The 19,125-nt window shown below is 55.4% G+C and carries 21 protein-coding genes and 1 tRNA gene; 19 read left to right on the top strand and 3 right to left on the bottom strand.

Annotated elements, in window-relative coordinates; all coding sequences use genetic code 11:
* Nucleotides 1-111: 111 nt before the first annotated feature.
* Together ACR0LW_RS13150 and ACR0LW_RS13155 are read right to left on the bottom strand one after the other, a co-directional pair.
* Nucleotides 112-1,932, bottom strand: a complete 1,821-nt coding sequence (locus ACR0LW_RS13150) for an ABC transporter transmembrane domain-containing protein (protein ID WP_480585044.1) — start codon at nt 1,930-1,932, stop codon at nt 112-114.
* A gap of 268 nt (nt 1,933-2,200) precedes the next feature.
* Nucleotides 2,201-2,274, bottom strand: a tRNA-Gly gene (locus ACR0LW_RS13155).
* A 106-nt stretch (nt 2,275-2,380) separates the two neighbouring features.
* Between ACR0LW_RS13155 and ACR0LW_RS13160 the strand changes: the two genes are divergently transcribed.
* Complete coding sequence (locus ACR0LW_RS13160) at nt 2,381-2,944, top strand: HAD family hydrolase (RefSeq protein ID WP_480882902.1); 564 nt, start codon at nt 2,381-2,383, stop codon at nt 2,942-2,944.
* The gene (locus ACR0LW_RS13165; RefSeq protein ID WP_480882903.1) at nt 2,836-3,150 is read left to right on the top strand and encodes an HAD-IA family hydrolase; all 315 of its coding nucleotides are present in this window, start codon (nt 2,836-2,838) and stop codon (nt 3,148-3,150) included. The genes ACR0LW_RS13160 and ACR0LW_RS13165 overlap by 109 nt, the downstream gene beginning before the upstream one ends.
* 388 nt (nt 3,151-3,538) lie before the next feature.
* Here ACR0LW_RS13165 and ACR0LW_RS13170 read toward each other — a convergent pair whose 3' ends face one another.
* Complete coding sequence (locus ACR0LW_RS13170; protein WP_480882904.1) at nt 3,539-4,120, bottom strand: TetR/AcrR family transcriptional regulator; 582 nt, start codon at nt 4,118-4,120, stop codon at nt 3,539-3,541.
* A 124-nt stretch (nt 4,121-4,244) separates the two neighbouring features.
* Here ACR0LW_RS13170 and ACR0LW_RS13175 point away from each other — a divergent pair, with 124 nt between their 5' ends.
* The 17 genes from ACR0LW_RS13175 to ACR0LW_RS13255 all read left to right on the top strand — a co-directional run bounded on the left by ACR0LW_RS13175 (nt 4,245) and on the right by ACR0LW_RS13255 (nt 18,694).
* A complete protein-coding gene (locus ACR0LW_RS13175; protein WP_480882905.1) occupies nt 4,245-4,835 on the top strand; it encodes a YceI family protein in 591 nt (196 codons plus the stop codon).
* Between the two features lie 64 nt (nt 4,836-4,899).
* Nucleotides 4,900-5,439, top strand: coding sequence for a luciferase domain-containing protein (locus tag ACR0LW_RS13180; RefSeq protein WP_480882906.1), 540 nt, complete (start codon nt 4,900-4,902; stop codon nt 5,437-5,439).
* 209 nt (nt 5,440-5,648) lie between these two features.
* On the top strand, nt 5,649-5,984 hold the full coding sequence (locus ACR0LW_RS13185; RefSeq protein ID WP_170451089.1) for a hypothetical protein: 336 nt from the start codon (nt 5,649-5,651) through the stop codon (nt 5,982-5,984).
* A 190-nt stretch (nt 5,985-6,174) separates the two neighbouring features.
* On the top strand, nt 6,175-6,510 hold the full coding sequence (locus tag ACR0LW_RS13190) for a DUF411 domain-containing protein (RefSeq protein ID WP_480882907.1): 336 nt from the start codon (nt 6,175-6,177) through the stop codon (nt 6,508-6,510).
* Nucleotides 6,510-6,974: a c-type cytochrome gene (locus tag ACR0LW_RS13195; protein ID WP_480781631.1), complete on the top strand. Its 465-nt coding sequence runs from the start codon at nt 6,510-6,512 to the stop codon at nt 6,972-6,974. Before ACR0LW_RS13190 ends, ACR0LW_RS13195 begins: the two co-directional genes overlap by 1 nt.
* Before the next feature lie 12 nt (nt 6,975-6,986).
* A complete protein-coding gene (locus ACR0LW_RS13200) occupies nt 6,987-7,331 on the top strand; it encodes a copper resistance CopC family protein (protein ID WP_480585030.1) in 345 nt (114 codons plus the stop codon).
* A gap of 41 nt (nt 7,332-7,372) precedes the next feature.
* Nucleotides 7,373-8,206 (top strand): copper resistance D family protein, encoded by an 834-nt coding sequence (locus ACR0LW_RS13205; protein WP_480882908.1) that lies wholly within the window; start codon nt 7,373-7,375, stop codon nt 8,204-8,206.
* Nucleotides 8,207-8,654: 448 nt separating this feature from the next.
* Nucleotides 8,655-9,329 (top strand): GntR family transcriptional regulator, encoded by a 675-nt coding sequence (locus tag ACR0LW_RS13210; RefSeq protein ID WP_170709972.1) that lies wholly within the window; start codon nt 8,655-8,657, stop codon nt 9,327-9,329.
* A gap of 288 nt (nt 9,330-9,617) precedes the next feature.
* The gene (locus tag ACR0LW_RS13215) at nt 9,618-10,655 is read left to right on the top strand and encodes a TRAP transporter substrate-binding protein (protein ID WP_170515330.1); all 1,038 of its coding nucleotides are present in this window, start codon (nt 9,618-9,620) and stop codon (nt 10,653-10,655) included.
* 6 nt (nt 10,656-10,661) lie between these two features.
* Nucleotides 10,662-11,261: a TRAP transporter small permease subunit gene (locus ACR0LW_RS13220; RefSeq protein ID WP_480882909.1), complete on the top strand. Its 600-nt coding sequence runs from the start codon at nt 10,662-10,664 to the stop codon at nt 11,259-11,261.
* Nucleotides 11,254-12,597: a TRAP transporter large permease subunit gene (locus tag ACR0LW_RS13225; RefSeq protein ID WP_170515324.1), complete on the top strand. Its 1,344-nt coding sequence runs from the start codon at nt 11,254-11,256 to the stop codon at nt 12,595-12,597. The genes ACR0LW_RS13220 and ACR0LW_RS13225 overlap by 8 nt, the downstream gene beginning before the upstream one ends.
* 52 nt (nt 12,598-12,649) lie before the next feature.
* Nucleotides 12,650-13,426, top strand: coding sequence for an SDR family oxidoreductase (locus ACR0LW_RS13230; RefSeq protein WP_480882910.1), 777 nt, complete (start codon nt 12,650-12,652; stop codon nt 13,424-13,426).
* The gene (kce, locus tag ACR0LW_RS13235) at nt 13,423-14,385 is read left to right on the top strand and encodes a 3,5-dioxohexanoate:acetyl-CoA acetone transferase (protein WP_480882911.1); all 963 of its coding nucleotides are present in this window, start codon (nt 13,423-13,425) and stop codon (nt 14,383-14,385) included. The genes ACR0LW_RS13230 and kce overlap by 4 nt, the downstream gene beginning before the upstream one ends.
* 44 nt (nt 14,386-14,429) lie before the next feature.
* Entirely contained in the window at nt 14,430-15,368 is a 939-nt protein-coding gene (locus tag ACR0LW_RS13240) for a 3-hydroxyacyl-CoA dehydrogenase (RefSeq protein WP_480882912.1), read from the top strand.
* 54 nt (nt 15,369-15,422) lie between these two features.
* On the top strand, nt 15,423-16,949 hold the full coding sequence (locus ACR0LW_RS13245) for an altronate dehydratase family protein (RefSeq protein ID WP_170709981.1): 1,527 nt from the start codon (nt 15,423-15,425) through the stop codon (nt 16,947-16,949).
* 72 nt (nt 16,950-17,021) lie between these two features.
* Nucleotides 17,022-17,537: a gamma carbonic anhydrase family protein gene (locus ACR0LW_RS13250; protein WP_480882913.1), complete on the top strand. Its 516-nt coding sequence runs from the start codon at nt 17,022-17,024 to the stop codon at nt 17,535-17,537.
* Between the two features lie 20 nt (nt 17,538-17,557).
* A complete protein-coding gene (locus tag ACR0LW_RS13255; protein ID WP_480882914.1) occupies nt 17,558-18,694 on the top strand; it encodes a DUF4147 domain-containing protein in 1,137 nt (378 codons plus the stop codon).
* Nucleotides 18,695-19,125: the final 431 nt, after the last annotated feature.

Consider the following 19,125-nt stretch of genomic DNA (forward strand, 5'->3'; position numbering starts at 1 on the left):
CCGTCCTAAGATGGGATCACAACCTTGCCGACGCAAGCAAGCGCTTAGCGACGAAAATGCTCAAAATGTAGAATGACGCTGCGGCGGAACCGGGAATTTCGGTACGTCACTTCATTCCGCAGCGACCCCGTCGGTGAATTGCAGCCGCGCCAGACGGGCATACAGGCCATCCTGTGCCACCAGATCGTCATGGGTGCCCTGCGCAACGATACGCCCGGCCTCCAACACAACAATCCGGTCTGCCTTTTTCACGGTTGCCAGACGGTGCGCCACGATCAGCGTCGTGCGCCCCGCCCGCATCTGATCCACCGCACCTTGCACCGCGCGTTCGCTTTCCGCATCCAGGGCCGAGGTCGCCTCGTCCAGCAGCAGAACCGGTGCGTCGCGCAGGATGGCGCGGGCGATGGCGATGCGCTGTTTCTGACCGCCCGACAGCATCACGCCGCGCTCGCCTACAAAACTGTCATAGCCTTCGGGCAAAGCCGCAATGAACTCATGCGCGGCAGCGGCCCGCGCGGCAGCCTCGACCTCGGCATCCGAGGCGTCCAGACGGCCGAACCGAATGTTTTCGCGCGCCGAGGCGGCGAAGATCACCGGATCCTGCGGCACCAGCGCCATATGCGTCCGAAACTCTGCCCGATCCAGATCCTGCAGGTCTGCGCCATCGATCAGAACACGCCCTGCATTTGGATCGTAGAACCGCTGGATCAACTGGATCACGGTGGTCTTGCCCGCGCCTGAGGGGCCCACAAAAGCAACCGTCTCCCCCGGTTTCACCTGCAAGGACAGATTGTCCAGCGCAACCACATCCGGCCTTGCGGGATAGCGGAAGCTTACGTCCTCAAACCGGATCTCACCGCGAACAGGCAAAGGCAGCGACTTGGACTGCGCCGGGTCAGTCACCGTGTCTTCGGCATGCAGCAATTCGACCAGACGCTCGGTCGCGCCAGCGGCGCGCTGCAGTTCGCTCCAGATTTCGGACAGGGCGGCGACCGAGCCTGCCATGATGATCGAGTAGATCACGAACTGGATCAGAACGCCCTCGGTCATGACCCCGTTTCGCACGTCGTTGGCCCCCATCCACAGCACCCCGACGATGCCCGAGAAGACCAGAAAGATGACGATGACCGTCAGAACCGCGCGGGTCTGAATGCGTCGCAGCGAGACGACATAGGATGTCTCGGTCATCTGATCGAACTGTGCGCGGCTGGCCTGTTCGTGGGTGAAGGCCTGAACTGTCTGGACCGCGCCCAAGGCCTCACCCGCATTGCCCGAGGACGCGGCAATCCAGTCCTGATTCTCGCGGCTGATTGCCCGTAAGCGGCGGCCCAGAACCAGGATTGGAACAATGACCACCGGGATCAGCAACAAAACCAGCCCGGTCAGCTTGGCCGAGGTCAATAGCATCAGCACTAGACCACCGACAAACATCAGCAAGTTGCGCAGGGCAATCGAGACGGACGAGCCCAGCACCGACTGAATCAGAGTCGTGTCGGTGGTGATCCGGCTGAGCACTTCGCCGGTCATGATGCGTTCGTAAAACTCGGGGCTCATGCCGATGACACGGTCAAAGACGGCCTTGCGGATGTCGGCCACGACCCTTTCACCCAAGCGTGTGACCAGCGCGTAGCGGATACCTGTTCCAACAGCCAGAATGCCCGCGATAACCAGTGCTGCCAGAAAATACCAATCCAGCAGTTCGCCATCCTGAATGCGGAAATTGTCCACCACGCGGCGCACCGCCAACGGCAGGGTCAGCGTCATGCTCGCCGTCAGAATCAAGGCCAGGGTCGCACCGAGCATCAACAGCTTGTAAGGCCGCATAAACGGCCAGAGCGCCCGCAGCACGCCGATTTTCTTAGAGGTCGCGCGTTCCTCGCTGGCCCCGGGTGCCGGTGCGGTCGGTTGACTGGTTTCAGTCCGTCTTGCCATGTGGGGCCCTTGTTTCCTGAACTTTGCTGGGTCCATGCTTCTTGGCGGCAGCGGCATCCGGGGTCAAGCAGGACCCAGTTGATTGCTGGTCCGACAGGGCCATTTGACGCAGAAATTTAAGGGGAAACAACTGGAGCGGGTAGACGGAATCGAACCGACATAGCCTGCTTGGAAGGCTATTACGATGATCGCGGTTTTATAAATCTTCTCAACAGCTTTGCCGATATGCTAGCACGGTTTTATAGGTAAAGTGTCGGAGATTAATTCTTGGAGCGGGTAGACGGAATCGAACCGACATAGCCTGCTTGGAAGGCAGGGGCTTTACCATTAAGCTATACCCGCTCAAGGTTTCGCCTTCCTATGTGATGGCCAAGTGGGCGTCAAGGGTGAACTATCAGCGGGTCAATTTGACCTCAATAAAAGCTGTTTTGGATTGTGCGAGGCTGGTATGGCGCGCGGCGTTTTGCTCGATATCGCTGGAGTTCTGTATCAGGGTGACCAACCGCTGCCGAGTGCTGCCGAAGCGGTCTCGAGCCTGCGAAACACGGGTCTACCGATCCGGTTCCTAACGAACTCAACCCGCCGACCAAAGCGTGCGATTTTGGACAAGCTTCGCGGGTTTGGAATAGACGCATCATCAGGCGAGGTCATGACACCGGCGGCCGCCGCATGTTCCTGGCTTGAAAAGAACGGATACGCGCCGCATCTGCTAATCCATCCAGATTTGGAGGAAGACTTTGCGACCTGCCGGAGGTCAGGTCCTTGCGCGGTCATAGTTGGAGATGCCGGTCCCTACTTCACCTATGAAAGGCTGAACGCTGCCTTTCATCTAAACAAAGATGGCGCGCCTTTTCTTGCTTTAGCGTCCAACAGGATCTTTCGTGATGCAGATGACGACTCAGCATGGATGCGGGCGCATTTGCTCGGGCGCTCGAGTATTCGAGCGGGACAAAGGCACTTCTGTTCGGCAAACCCGCACCTGCCTTTTTCCACGCCGCCGCCAACAGTATGAAACGAGACCCTGCGGAGGTCACAATGGTCGGCGATGATGCCGAAAACGATATCGCGGGCGCTTTGAAAGCAGGATTGGGAGCCGCCATTCTTCTCCGAACGGGAAAGTATCAAGCTGGAGATGAGGCGCAACATCAGCCGCGGCCGTCATCAACAGAAGACTCCATACTCTCCGCTGCTAGGCAGATTTTAGACAGAACCGTTTAACCGACGACAAGAAGATCATTTTGCAGCAACGATACCGCATTCAGAAAGTGCGCAGGCATCATAGTTCGGCATCCATATTCATTGCAATCGCCGTTGAATCTTCCAATGCTGCGGCGATGCGAATGAGTCATAGAACACTGCAAACAGGGCCGCAATGGCCACCAAGCTGCCGTTCGCTGCGCTACCAGCACTGTGTCTCACGACCGGCAGCTATGTGCAGAAAGCGGACTTTGCAATCTTCGGCGGACGATCATGGCAAACGTTTGCCAAGACCATTTGGAGCAGCCGCTATTAGGAACTGGCTGAACATGCCATTGATCATGATTTGATGCTCTGCCGTATTCTCGCGTCCGTTGCTGGTCGCTTTGATTGCAAAGTCAGGCAATGGTCACTGTCCCGAATTGGTTTTCGCGATACTGCAAAGCAGATCGACATGTCTGTCCAACCATTCTTCGTCCAGTGCCTCGTAACGTATGAGCTTGCGGAAGTAGGGTGCAGCGATTGCTAGTTCTATGAGCTGGTCAACCGGTGCATCCGCGGCTATCTCACCGCGGTCTATTGCGGCTGCAAGTACTGCTTCAACACTTGCGAACCTGTCTTTCATGAATTCAGTGATTACCAACCGCGCTTCTGCATCGGTGGACGCAGCAGCGACCACCTGAGGCGCGATTTGGCCCCACGGTGTGTCATTTAAGGCTCCCATCAGTACACCGAGTAACCAGCGCAGGTCAGATCGTAGCGGGCCATCGGTTTTGGGCGGTATGTTTGGCGGTGTTGCGATGCGCCGGAATGCTGCATCACGCAGACTGCGCGCATCTGGCCAGTGCCTGTAAAGTGTACTGCGCGAAATGCCAGTTGCCTTCGAAACTGCGCCATGAGTTACGTGCAGCACGCCCTCATCCATCAGTATCCTTTGCGCCGCATCAAGCGCGGCCTGCCGTGTGGCGATCAGCCTAGGATCTTCTTTCAATCACCCCTCCTATCGAACATCTTGTTGCACAGTAGAACATTTTGTTCTAAAAGTACTGCCAGCCAAAAACTAAAGCTCAATACTCAATTCCGCGAACACGTCTTGTCAAAATGGGAGCGTATCAATGTTCAAAGTGGCAGCAACCCCGCTAGCGGTACTCTTATCGATGGTCGCGACAACCGCATTGTCCGAGAGTGGTACGTACGAGCTGGACCCCGGGCACAGCCAGGTACTGTTCAGCTACGACCACATCGGATTTTCAGAAACGTTTGGAATGTTCTCAGGGTTTAGCGGTGAGATTGAGTTCAATGAAGATGATCCGTCTGCGTCATCTGTCACAGTGTCTATGCCTATAAAATCCATGATCACGGGCTGGGATGCCCGTTTGCAACACTTCATGTCCGATGACTTTTTTAGCGCGAGTGACGATGACGTGGTCACTTTCGCCTCAACCAGCATTGAAGTGACCGGGGACAATTCCGCGAATATTTCTGGCGACCTGACCATGAATGGCGTCACCAAACCTGTTGTTCTGGAAACAACGCTTAACAAATCAGCGCCATTCCCTTTTGGCGAAAAGGAGGGCACGCCGACCTTGGGGCTGGCAGCCACGGCGACTATCGTGCGGTCTGAGTTCGGACTTGGGGCGTTTGCACCTGCGGTGAGCGACGAAATAGCAGTCTTGATCAATGTCGAAGCGTTAAAGGCTGAATGATGTGTGCAAGGGAACTGATATGGCACCGAGCGCTCATTCTTAACTTTTGACCGGCTGACAACAAATGAATGTGTTCCTGAAACTACTGGCGGCTGCCGCGACAGCGGTGGCATTGATGTGCCCGATGGTATCCGCACAAGAGCGCTCCTTGCCCGAGCGCACCTCGCCTCGTCCCGAAACGACAAGCGGCGTACCACATACTCAGATCGGTGTCGAAATTAATGCCGAATTGGCCCAGCTATTGCTGGAGCGTGTTGCGCAATTCCCGGGGGTCACACTTGGCCCGACACGCATATCATTGCCTGGTGCGATTGGTTTTCAGCTTGATCACGACATGTTGTTGTCCCAACCGAACTCTATCGTCGGTGGGTTTGAGTTTGCGCATATGCATCCTGATGGCAGCTTGCACGCTTCGCTGCACCCCGCAATGGCCCGACGGGCAATTGAGGCTGGCTGGGCCGTAGGACACCCTTGGGCCAATCAACGTCCCGGATGGAGTGGCTTTGTCATGATCTATACTCCGACCACACCAGAAGAGTTGGATGTCGTCATCGGCCTGGTCGAAAGTTCGTACACCTTCATCACCGGAAACACCTTAGGCTAAACGCCTATCTGCTGACCTTGCAGTTGCTGACTAATACGCAGATCAGTCAAAATTCAGTTGTACCGGACTTTCAGGTGATCCATGTTCCGCTGTTCCGGACGGACATGATCCAGAGATGTGGCGCACCCATAATGGGTGCAACTAGGATCGTTTGCGTCGACCCATCCTCGTAACTTGTCAAAACCACGTGCCCCCAGTAGGTATTTGGTATGTTTCGCCTGGTCCTGTCGATACTTCTTGTTGTTGCATTCTCTGGCGCATCCGCAGCGTCCGTGAAGCATGGCTTGACCCATGGATCGGATCATTCTGGTCATCATGCTCAAATGGCGGACGACGATCCGTTGGCTAATGCCGAGAAAGCTGTTGCGGATTGTTGCGACACCACCAGCGGCATGGGTTCAACATCCTGTTTTGGTGATCTCGTCGCCACGGCGGGGATTTCGCCTATTGCTCCATTGGTGATCTCAGTGGGTGGTGTGACGCACGCTGGAGCCGATTTTTCGGGCCTCGCACTGGGTGTTCCCACCGGTCCTCCGAAAGCCTGAATGGCAACGGGCGCTCGCCCGCATTCCGTTCAAATTTCACATCAAAGGACCGACAGACATGATCACACGTCGTCAATTCACCACAATGTCTGCAACTGCTCTCATCGCGACAGCTCTTCCCGTCCGTGCAGGCACCCCAATGCACGTGCTCAGTTCACCAGGTTGCGGATGTTGTCACGCGTGGGCCGACTTGGCTCGCGCACGTGGCTACGCCGTAACCGTTGAGGAACTGACCGACCCCGAGGCACAGAAGTCAGCGCGGGGTATCCCGCTGAACCTCGCATCCTGTCACACCATTGAAGCCGATGGTTATGTCTTTGAAGGCCATGTGCCGTTCGAAGCACTGGAAGCCGTGTTGAAGGATCGGCCTGACATTACAGGGCTTGCCGTTCCTGGCATGCCAATGGGCTCCCCTGGTATGGGCGACGATCCGTCCGCCCGTTACGACGTCATTGCATTTGGGGGAGAGGCTGGAGCCGGTACGGTATACTACCGCGCTGGCAACGCACAGCCGTTCCACACCTGATGCTAGGGCGCACAACACTCTTGGTCACCGGTGGGCTTGCGCTCGCCGGTTTCGCCCTAGCTTTCGTTCTGGCCCAGCCCTCTAAGGCCGTCGGTCTATTGAGGCCGGATGACGCCGAACTGGTCGCAACTGGCCAAGATATCTACGCGGACCAATGTGCTGCCTGCCACGGAGCACGCCTGGAAGGACAGCCAAACTGGCAGATACGCGGCGAGGATGGTTTGCTACCGGCACCGCCGCACGACGCCACAGGGCATACGTGGCACCACGATGATGAAACGCTCTTCACCTTGACCAAATTTGGCCTGGCCGGACTAATGGAAAATGCGTCCCCAACCGGTATGCCGGTCTATGAAAGTGTGCTCGGCGATGACGAAATCCTAGCGGTTCTTTCTTTTATCAAGTCAACCTGGCCCAATGACCTTCGTGAGTACCACGACGAGCTGAATGCCCAATCCGAATAGAGGAAAACTCAGATGATCAAACAAACTCTTCTCGGCTTGGTCGTAGCAATGGCTCCAATACTTGCGGCAGCGCATTCCAAGTCCGAAGATACGACGCCGGCAGACGGCGCGACTGTCACTGACGTGCCAGAGCTTTCCATGCGGTTCGATGATCCGATGCGCATCATCTCGGTCACGCTGACCTCACCCGATGGCGACGTCGAAATTGAACGCGAAACGGGTATGGACCCCAACACGGAATTCCGGGCTATGCCTTTGGAGGAGCTTGCTCCCGGAAGCTACCGCTTCGACTGGCGAGGTATGGCTTCAGACGGTCACCCGATGCAGGGCAGCTTTTCTTTCACGGTCGCTGAGTGATCGGACTGGCCCCTATAGATGGTGTCGTCGTCTTGGCCATTTTGGCGAAGGCACTTGGCTACGGTGCGGCGCTGTTGGCGATGGGTAGCGTCCTATTCACGGTCCTCTTTGCCAAGCGCGCCGAGGCATCTGTTTTGCGCCTTGCACGTCAACTCGCGGTCGGTGCGGCGCTTCTCGGTCTCGCCGTGCTCGCTCTACGTTTCGGCATCAGAGCGGCGCGGATATCCGGGATGAGCTTTGATGGCGCGACGGACCCAATAATGCTTGGCTTTGTTTGGGACAGTCCGCTTGGCACCGCCGCGATTTGGCGAGCGGTGGGTGAATTCGCGATGTTGGCAATCCTACTCCCCCGTGCCGGGCAATGGATTGCTTTGGCGGGCAGCCTTGCCATAGCGATTTCCTTTGCTCAGGTGGGACACTCGCTCGGACAGCCCAGGGCGGCTCTCGCAATCTTGCTGGTTTTGCATCTACTGGCTGCCGCGTTTTGGGTCGGTGCTCTCCTGCCTTTGCGCAAAGCGGCGCTCACTCCTAATGGGGCCGATCTATTGCGCCACTTTGGCAATGTCGCTGCTTATGGAGTTGCCGTCCTGATTGTTGCGGGTGCAGCGCTCGCGTGGCTGCTTTCGGGCACTGTGGCCGACTTGTTCGGAACGGCCTATGGATTGGTACTTTTGGCCAAGGTCGTGATCGTTTCTGCCCTTCTTGGCCTCGCGGCGCTGAACAAGCTGAGATTTGTTCCGGCTCTCAGGGCCAAAGAACCTAGTGCCACGACTTCACTCAGGCGGTCGATTTCAATGGAGATGTTGGCCGTTGTCCTTATCCTGTTTGCAACGGCGACGCTGACCAGTGTGACGACACCTCCTATCAACTTCTGACGGCTTATAGTTTGATGCCGGAACTGCAAAGCCTTGCTACGAAGGTCCGCTTAGCGCTGCGACCAGCCAATCATGCAAGCCGCAGAGAATGGCCGCATCGAGCCCAAATTGCCTGATGCTGCGCGAAGCTCCAATGACAGCAATGCGCAGAAAGCGGACTTTGCAAAGTTTAACGAACGACCCAAAACGTGGTAGGCCTGTTACGTTGCGAACCACCGAAAAGAACCCCTTAGCAGACTCTAGAAGAGTCATTGCAATAGTGTGCTTACTGCCCACTACGCCGACATTTGCTGCATTCTTTTTTTGCAAGGCTGGCCCTACTTGAATTCACAGTTTGCGCGGTGGAAGGGGCGGTCAACTCCTCTTGTCCGATACCCGCTGAATTGGGTGACATGGAGTGGTAATGTAAGGTGGATTTCCTCACTGAATGTGTGCGAATAGATGGGTCATGCTCAAAAATGCCAAACCGATTCAGAAAGAGAAATTTCACGATCAGGTCTATGATCAATTGTGCACTCTTTTGCGCGAAGGTGAATTTACACCTGGTCAGGCGGTGCATGTCGCTCGGGTCGCCGAAGCGTTTGGCGTGAGCGCCATGCCTGTTCGCGAGGCGCTCACGCGTCTCCAGGCGATTGGAGTGGTGGCAAATGTATCGGGGCGTTCGCTGGGCGTTCCCAGCCTCGGATATGACGAACTGACTGACCTGCGCGATGTGCGCCTGGAAGTTGAAACGTTGGCTGTCAAATGGGCGCTGGCCAATCGTGACGATGCGTTTTTGACCGAGCTCGAGATACTGCTGAAGCAGTTGGAGGCAGCAGAGCAATCCGACGATGTACAGGGATATATCAAGGCCAACTACGAGTTTCATCTAAGGATATATCAACAGTCGCACTCTCCGGTTTTGATCGACATCATCAACACCCTTTGGTTACGGGTCAGCCCGCATCTGTATCAACTGGAGCGAAAAAATCAGTACAAAGTGTCCAACAATCATCACCGGAAAATTGTGCAAGCCATTCGCGACGGCGACGAACCAACCGCCACGCAGGAACTGTTTCTCGACATTTCGGATGCTTATGACGTGCTGGTGAAAACTTTGTTTGATGATGGCACGCCTGCCTGAAGCATGCAGCAAGAACGCGTTGTCGATTTTGCAGAGTGTCGAATGTCCAAGATGCACATCGTGATAGGCGATGTTCAGGAATTTCATTTTCGGCCTCGATTCTTAGAATCGTAGTGTTAGGTGAGGTCCCCAAGTCAGCCTAAACCTATCCAACCAATTGGAATCATGCGCAACAATGGGCAATTATTATTAAGTTGATTTTTGATCAATAATCAAAATATCATGCACCAGCCTTACGAACTGGCCGCTATGGATGTTCGTGTCGGGCATAGTTACGGGAGGAATACAGTGAAATATTCGAAAATTGCCGCGAGCCTTGTTGCCGGCTCCATGGCTTATGGCGCGACTTCGGCATCCGCAGATATTCTGGACGTCCACATGAGCATTCCAAAGGATCTGACGTTCCTGGCGGACAGTGCTAAGATCATGGATGAAACCTTGCGCAACATGAGCGACGGCGATGTTGGTCTGCAACTCTATGGATCAGGCGAACTGGTTCCCGCAGGTGAGATTCTTGATAACGTTAGCTCCGGGGCGATCCCGGCGGGATGGAGCTTCCTTGGTCAATGGGGCGGCAAAATCCCAGTGGCTCAGATCGGGGCAACCCCCTTTGGGGCCGGACCAGATGCGTTGGCGGCTTGGCTGCATGTGGGCGGTGGTCTCGAAATCGTTCAGCGCGGGTTTGACGATCTGAACATTAAGGTACTGGCCTGCCACATCACCGCGCCCGAACCGGGCGGCTGGTTCAACAAAGAGATCAATTCAGTCGAAGATTTTAATGGTCTGAAGATGCGTATGGGTGGCGTTGGTGCACGTGTTCTCAACGAATTTGGCGCATCAGCTCAGTTCATGCCCGCAGGCGAAATCTATCTTGCGTTGGAACGTGGCCGCATCGATGCGACCGAATTTTCCTTGCCAATTATCGACAAGGATTTTGGCTTCAACCAGATCGCAAAATATCAATACTATCCGGGATGGCACCAGCCGGGCAGCGTCGATGTGCTGATGATCAATATGGATGTCTGGAATGGCATGAGCGCGGCTGAACAGGCGATGTATGAAGCGGCCTGTCAGGTCAGTATGGCCTGGACGTTGCAATATGCCCCTGCGGCCCAAACGCCGCAGATCGAAGTGTTCGAGGGGGGTGGCACCATTGTCAAATCCTTCCCAGACGAAGTTCTTGCGGAACTGCGGATTGCTACAGAACGTGTGCTAAGTGCCGAAGCCGAGAAAGATGCGCTTTATGGCGAGGCCTACCACTCGATGAAGGACTTCGTGGCGTCGTCGGGACGCTGGACCGGCCTGCAAACTCTCCCCGCCGAGTAAGCCAAAATGGCACACGATATGGACGCTCCACCGAGTGATCCAAATCGTGGTATCGGCCCTGTCCATACGGTTCTTCGCGGGATCGTATGGATAGGTCGGGCCGCGGCTTGGCTCATTATTCCCATCCTCATTCTGGTTCTTATTGGCGTGACGCTGTCAGCAGCCAAGGTCGGTACAATCCTTCGGTGGGAAAATGACATTTTCCTGTTTGGGTCCAAGCTGACACTTTCTAGTATCGGCGATTTGCAATGGCACCTCTTTGGAATCATGCTGATGCTCACAATGGCCGGAGCAATCGTCAGCGACCGTCACGTGCGCGTCGATTTCCTACGTCAGCATTTTAGTAAAAAAACGAAGGACATCATTGAGGTGATAGGCCATCTGGCTCTGTTGATGCCTCTTAGCGTCATCGTAGTTTTCCACGGTTATGACTTCACATTGCGGTCATTCAACATGGGTGAAGGTTCGGATTATGACGGTATGTATGACCGGTTTTTTCTGAAGGCGTTTCTTCCCATCGGCTTTGGTTTGATGCTGATTGCCGGTCTCGGCCTGACTATCCAAAAACTCAAAAGCCTGTTCGGGAAGGGGGATTCCCATGATTGAACACATCATTCCCCTATCCATGGTCATTTGTTTGCTTTTGGGAATTTTCAGTGGCTATCCGGTTGCCTTTGTTCTCGGCGGCATCGGAATTCTGTTTTCTTTTATCGGCGGTTTGCCATTTGCATTCCTCAAAATTGGCGTCTCGCGCATCTACGCAGGCGTTATTGAAAACTGGCTTTTGCTTGCGGTGCCCCTGTTCGTCTTCATGGGTGCGATGCTCGACAAATCCGGTTTAGCTCAAAACCTTCTCTATTCGCTTGAGCGCGCATTGGGTCGGAGACGAGGCGGGCTGGCCATTTCCGTGGCCTTGTTGGGCATCATCATGGCGGCCAGCACTGGCATCGTTGGTGCTTCGGTGGTCATGCTGAGCACACTGGCTCTGCCCATTATGTTGCGCGAGAAATACAAGCCGGAGCTGGCTGTTGGCACCATTGCGGCCTCGGGCACTCTGGGAATTCTGATTCCGCCTTCGATCATGCTGGTTCTGGTGGGCGATATTCTTCAGATTTCCGTTGGCGAGCTGTTCCTGGGGGCCGTAGTTCCTGGCCTGCTGTTGGGTGGCCTGTACATCGGCTATATTGTATTCGTTGCGTTGACGAAGCCAACCGATGCCCCTGTATCAACACAGGTTCCAGCCGAAGGATCCCTAGCACTGGCGCTGCTGCGCGACTTGTTTGCACCGCTTGTTCTTATCCTGACTGTTCTTGGGTCGATTGCCACGGGTACGGCCACCCCGACCGAAGCCGCAGGTCTAGGCGCGATTTGTGCGATGATCCTCGCGGCCATCAATCGCAAATTGACCTTTAAAACCCTGTCCGGCTGCGTCCGAGAAACAGGCAATACTTCTGCGATGATACTAGGCGTATTAGTTGGCGCCACGATCTTTGGCATGGTCTTCAAGGGCCTCAAGGGTGACAAGATGATCGAGAACGCAATCCTGTTCTTCGATCTTGGTGCTTACGGCACACTGGGCATCCTGCTTCTGCTGATCTTCATCATGGGGTTCTTCCTGGAATGGGTCGAGATCAGCTTTATCGTCCTTCCACTTTTTGCGCCTATCGTAGCGGGATTGGACTTTGGGCTAGGGATATCCCGTGAACAACAACTTTTGTGGTTCGCCATGCTTGTGGCGGTCAATCTGCAAACCAGTTTCCTGACGCCACCCTTCGGCTATTCACTATTCTACGTCAAAGGCGTCGCCCCACCCGAAATCTCTATCCGCATCATCTATCGCGGCATCATCCCTTTTGTAGCGCTGCAACTGGCTGGTCTTGCCCTTCTTATCATTTGGCCAAGCCTTGTGCTCTGGGTCCCGGATGCGGTCTTCGGCAAGTAGAGGCGGTGACATGACCACTAACTCATCTAGTAACCAGACAGAGGCAAGGCAGATGTCCCTGCCGGGGTTGGAGGGCAAGAAAGTCGTGATCACAGCCGGTGCCAGCGGAATCGGGTTCAGCATAGCAAGGATGCTCAATTCACAAGGTGCCCAGATCGCGATTTGTGATGTCGATACAGACGCGCTGCGTCGATCTTGCGTTGAGCTTGAGGGATGCATCGCGGTTGAGGCGGACGTCTCGAACGAAAAAGCGATAGATGGCTTTTTTGACGAGGTTCAGGAAGCTTTTGGCGGGCTGGACGCGTTGGTGAACAATGCTGGAATTGCCGGGCCAACCGGCAATCTCGAAGACCTTTCGCCCGCAGACTGGCGTCGGTGCATCGACATCTGCCTGACCGGTCAGTTCCTGGCCGCTCGAAGGGCGATACCCATGATCAAAGCAAGGGGCGGCGGCGCGCTTGTCAACATGGCCTCTGCTGCTGCCAAGCATGGTTACGCCAGACGCTCCCCGTACTCAGCAGCCAAATTCGGCGTCATCGGCCTAACCCAAAGCCTCGCCAAAGAGTTAGGCCCCTCCAATATTCGCGTGAACGCCATTCTGCCCGGGTTCGTCGAAGGGCCGAGGATGGAAAAGGTGATCCACGATCAGGCTGTCGCCACGGGTGTCAGCGATGCGGTCATGAAGGACGAATATCTCAACAAGATTTCCATGCGTCGCATGGTGAGCCCCGATGATGTCGCGGCAACTGTCGCATTCCTCATCTCGGACGCTGGCGTGAACTTGTCAGGGCAATCTCTTGCCGTAGACGGAAATGTGGTAACACTATGACAATCAATGTAAAATCAACAGAAAATAGAAACAACGGCGCAGGCAAAGTCATCATCACATGTGCCGTAACCGGCGCGATTCACACGCCGTCCATGTCGCCCCACTTGCCGGTGACGCCGGAAGAAATCATCGATGATTCCCTCGCCGCCGCCGAAGCCGGAGCCGCGATACTTCACCTGCACGCGCGCCATCCTGACGGGCGGCCTGACCAAAGCCCCGAGGGGTTCGCCGCGTTCCTGCCTCAAATCAAGCAAAGCTCAGGCGCTGTGGTCAACATCACAACCGGTGGCAGCCCGTATATGAGCGTCAAAGAACGCGCCGCACCCGCTGCGACATATCAACCCGAGCTGGCCTCGTTAAACATGGGGTCTATGAACTTTGGCCTCTATCCTATGCTGAACCGGTTCAAGACCTTCGAACATGCATGGGAACGCGAGCATCTGGAGGGTTCCCGCGATCTCGTCTTCCGTAATTCGTTCAAGGACATCGAGTATGTTCTGGAAACCTGCTATGGCAACGGTACGCGGTTCGAGTTCGAATGCTACGATACCTCCCACCTCTACAACCTTGCGCATTTTGCGGATCGCGGCTTGGTCAAAGCGCCGTTTTTTGTTCAGTCAGTCTTTGGCTTGCTGGGGGGCATCGGTCCCCACCACGAAGACGTCCTTCACATGAAACGCACAGCTGATCGTCTGTTCGGAGACGACTATCGCTGGTCCGTTCTGGGCGCTGGCGCGAACCAGTTCCGCATCGCGACGCAAGCGGCAACCTTGGGCGGCAATGTTCGCGTTGGGCTAGAGGACAGCCTTTGGGCTGGCCGCGGCGAATTTGCCCAATCCAACGCGGTGCAGGTTCGCAAGATCCGGACCATCGTTGAAGGGCTTGGCCTTCAAGTCGCCACACCCGATGAAGCCCGTGAAATTCTGGGCCTCAAAGGCGGCGACCAGGTGTCCTTCTAAGCAATTCCTGACACCGATATTCCTCACACCATGGACGAAAACTTATGAGCAAAATCGCTATTATAGGCGCAGGGTTGATTGGGCAGGGTTGGGCAGCGGTATTTGCACAGGCCGGGTACGATGTTGCGATGTATGATCTGTCGCCTGAGGCCGCGCAAAACGCTTTAAAGGCAATGGAAAAGCGTATCGCGGATCTGGCCGAATTCGAACTCATAGATGCCTCTGATGCCCCGACAATCCTGCGGCGCATCTCCGTTGCCTCTGAGCTTGAGAACGCTGTGCAGGGCGCGATCTACGTGCAGGAGAACGGCCCCGAAAACGTCGAGATCAAACGAGAGATCACGCTGGCAATCGACGCCATCGCAGGCGCAGATGTGCCCATCGGAAGCTCAACCTCGGGCATTTCCGCGTCGCGTTATTGCGAACACATCCCGGGCAGACAGCGGTGTCTGGTCGCACACCCCATAAACCCGCCCCATTTGCATCCTGCTGTCGAACTTGTTCCGTCGCCATGGACTGATCTGCGCGCTGTTGAAACAGTGAACGAGTTGATGATCAAATGTCAGCGCGAAACCATCGTGCTGAGTCAGGAGATCGACGGTTTCGTTGTGAACCGCCTGCAAGGCGCGCTTTTGGAAGAGGCGTTCAGTCTGGTCAGCAACGGCATCGTAACTGCCACCGATCTCGACAAGGCAATCTGCGACGGGCTTGGACTGCGCTGGTCAATCATGGGCCCAATGCAGACCATTCATCTGAACGCTCCCGGCGGCGTAACCGACTATGTTGCGCGCTATGGGGCAATGTACCGGGGCTTTGGCATCGGTTCGTACGAGAACATCGACTGGACCAGCGTGGCAAATGACAAGCTGGCCACCGAACTGTCAGCGCGAACGCCGGTTGAAGATATCCCTGCCGCACAGGTCAGTCGTGACCGCAAACTGATGTCCCTGCTACGCCACAAGAAACACACTCAGGAATGCTAACTCCGTCGTTCCAGCAAGACCACATTCTCAACGCCAAAACTTAGTGGAATCCCCATGACGCAACAGCGCATTCTCACCCTGAGCGACCACGACAACATCGCGGTTGCGCTGCAAGACATCGAATCTGGCACCGCACTTTCGTCCATCGACCTGGTCACCCCATCAGCAATCCCTTCGGGCCACAAAATTGCCCTCTCAGACATCACGCGCGGTGAAGAGATCATCAAATACGGGCGTGTCATTGGTCTTGCCACCCACGACATCCTGCGCGGTGAACATGTACACGTCCACAACGTTGAAATGGCGCAATTTCACCGCTCCCAATCTTTCGGAGCCAAAGCGAGTGAAACAGATTTTGTCCCGCTGTCTCAACGCGCAACCTTTCAAGGTTTTCGTAGAGAAGACGGCAAGGTCGGAACCCGCAACTACGTCGGCATTGTTACCTCGGTCAACTGTTCCGCCTCGGCCGCCAAACACTTGGCCCGCGAAGCCGAGCGTTCAGGCCTCTTGGATCAGTATCCCGGCGTTGACGGCATCGTTCCGATTGTGCACGGAGCCGGCTGCTGCATCGGCACAGATGACGAAGCATTTCGGAAGCTGCAATGCGCGATCTGGGGCTACGCCACACATCCGAATTTTGCTTCCGTTCTGATGCTGGGCCTTGGATGTGAGGCCAACCAGATCCCGCTTATGCTGGAAGCCTATGGCAGGCCTCAGAGCAAGAACTTTCAATACTACACGCTGCAAAGCGCGGGCGGTACACGCAAATCGGTTGAAAAAGGCTTGCTGTGGCTTGAGAGCGCATTGGAACAAGCCGCCAAGGCCAAACGCGAAACCGTTGACGCCTCCCACCTCAGCGTGGCGCTGCAATGTGGTGGATCAGACGGATACTCCGGGATCACGGCCAATCCGGCCCTTGGCCACGCTGTTGACCTGCTAGTCAGGCATGGTGGCACCGCGGCCCTGGCGGAAACCCCCGAGATTTACGGTGCCGAGCACCTGCTGACAGATCGGGCGGCATCCCCGGCAATTGGCCAAAAACTGGTCGATCTTCTTGAGTGGTGGGAAGACTACGCCGCCAAACATGGGTCCGAAATGAACAATAATCCGACACCGGGCAACAAGACTGGCGGACTGACCACGATTCTGGAAAAGTCGCTGGGGGCCGTGGCAAAGGCAGGCAGCACCAATTTGAACGGTGTCTATAAATACGGGGAAAAGATCACCGCCAATGGTTTGGTTTTCGTCGACAGCCCCGGTTACGATCCCGTCTCGATTACTGGACAAGTCGCTTCGGGTTGCAACATGGTCTGTTTCACGACCGGTCGCGGTTCTTGTTACGGAAACAAGCCAGCGCCATCGATCAAGATCGCGTCCAACTCAGCGATGTACGACCGTATGCAAGACGATATGGATTTGAACTGCGGGACAATTGCCCAAGGTGACGAATCCGTGGCTGAGGCCGGTCAGCGGATCTTCGAAACCATCCTCGAAACAGCCTCCGGGACCAAGACCCGTTCCGAAGAATTGGACGTTGGTGAAGCAGAATTTGCACCGTGGCAGACCTACGCCCAAATGTAGCGGGCAATTCGGGCGGGGCCTGTCCGCAAGCGCTCCACCCAAGCTCTCGACGGTCAAAGAAAAGGAAATACTATGATTCATTCTTTGGACGGCTTGGAGCCGAACATAGCGGAGGGCGTTTTTGTCGCCCCGGGGTCTCATGTCATCGGCAATGTCGAAATTGCAGCAAAGGCCAGCGTCTGGTTCGGCGTTGTCATCCGTGCTGATAATGACCCGATGTACATTGGCGAAGGAAGCAATATTCAGGACAACAGCGTTTTACATTCCGACCCCGGATACCCGCTGGTCATCGGACGGAATTGTACAATCGGACATGGTGCAATTGTCCATGGTTGCAAGATCGGTGACGGCTCGTTGATCGGAATGGGGGCCACCATTCTAAACGGTGCAACGATTGGCCGAAACTGTTTGATCGGCGCAGGCGCTTTGGTCACAGAAAACACGATAATTCCTGACAATTCTCTGGTTGTCGGGACACCTGCAAAGATCAAACGGGAACTGAGTGAAGAACAGATCGAGGGCCTTCGCCAAAACGCGCGGCATTATCAGGCCAACGCGATACGGTTTGGCAGAGGTCTTTCCCGTTAATTCTCTGATCCAAAAATAACATGACAGACAGCCACAGAAACACGCTTTTGACTCTATTTAAGGCAGCCGTGTCGTCCGTTAAGGGAGACATTTGCGTGCGTAGGTGGGCGTCAAAGCCCGATGTCAAACGCCCTACGCATATTGTTGCCGTTGGCAAAGCAGCCGCCGCTATGTTTGACGGTCTGCCGGGCGATTGGCGAAACACGACACCTACATATCTAGTCACCAAGATCGACCATCTAGAGAACAGGGTTTTTACAAATAACGTCAAGACTTTCGAAACCAGTCACCGTGTACCGGATCAGTCATCTTTGAAGGCCGGCAAGGGCCTTCGGAACTTTGTGGAGAACTGCCCGGTTGGCAGCCATCTTTTGATGCTCGTTTCAGGCGGCGCATCGTCGCTTGTTGAACATCTGAGACAAGGAGTTAGCCTCACCGATCTTGTGACCCTGACAGAAGTCGCGCTGGCCGAAGGTGCTAACATCAATGAAGTGAACAAGCGCCGAAGAGCCATCTCTGAAATCAAGGGAGGCAGCTTACTCGCAACGTTCAAAGGGCAACAAGTTGACGTACTCGCAATTTCGGATGTCGCTGGAGACAGTATTTCAGTTATCGGTTCCGGGATCGGTGCCCCGGGCGGGCGCGCCAGTTTTACCTATGAATGCAACATTGTCGCTTCGAACGCCGTGGCGCGTGATGCAGTGGAGCAAGCTGGAAAATCAGCCGGTATCTTGTCGATCACCAACCAAGAAAACATGTACGCGGACGTGGCCGATGTCGCGTCGCGGATCGCGCAAGAGATTACAGATGGGCCGGAAGGTTTGTACATTTTCGGCGGAGAGCCAACTGTCGTTCTCCCCCGAAACCACGGCTTGGGCGGCCGCAATCAGGCACTTGCACTGGAGCTGGCGCGACACTTCCTGGGCCATAGAGATATCGTTGGACTGGTCGCAGGAACTGATGGAACGGACGGCGACACGTGTGCTGCTGGATCGTTTGTGGACGGCAACACATACACAAAAATGCCCGGCGCTTTGGAGGCACAAAAGAACTTCGATTCAAATAGCTACCTTTCCCGATCCGGAGACGCGCTTATCACAGGGCCAACCGGCACAAACGTAATGGACTTGGCAATTTTCCTGAAACAGAGCAGTTGAACATTGTTGTCACAGGAACGTCAGGACTATCCGTACCAGCTGGTATCCTTCCGAATGGCGGTGCCAGATATTGCGCGCGGTTTTTCCATGCTGGTCACGTTCGCGCTTGCAATCCAACACTTCCCAAGCCGGTTCGTTACTGCCAAGCGATGGAGACGAGAACATCATGCTTTCGAGAGTGCCTGAAACTGGCTTTCAGCATAGTGGGTTGACAGCTTCGCGCTCCCAAAAATTCCCGTTTCCCGCCCGCTCCTATAGCCGTGAAGGCCTGCAAGGTTTCATCCAGCTCGGCATCGAATCCTAGAAGCACAAGGTCGCTGGTTTGTGTTGGACCGACTTCGCGGGGGTTCGCTGACGCATAGTGACTGTGCGTTCTCGTTAGTGGCGAGCAGTTGCCCGACCTCCCATCTTTGGCCTGAAAGGAGACAACC

The sequence above is a fragment of the Ruegeria sp. N4 genome (assembly GCF_056531425.1).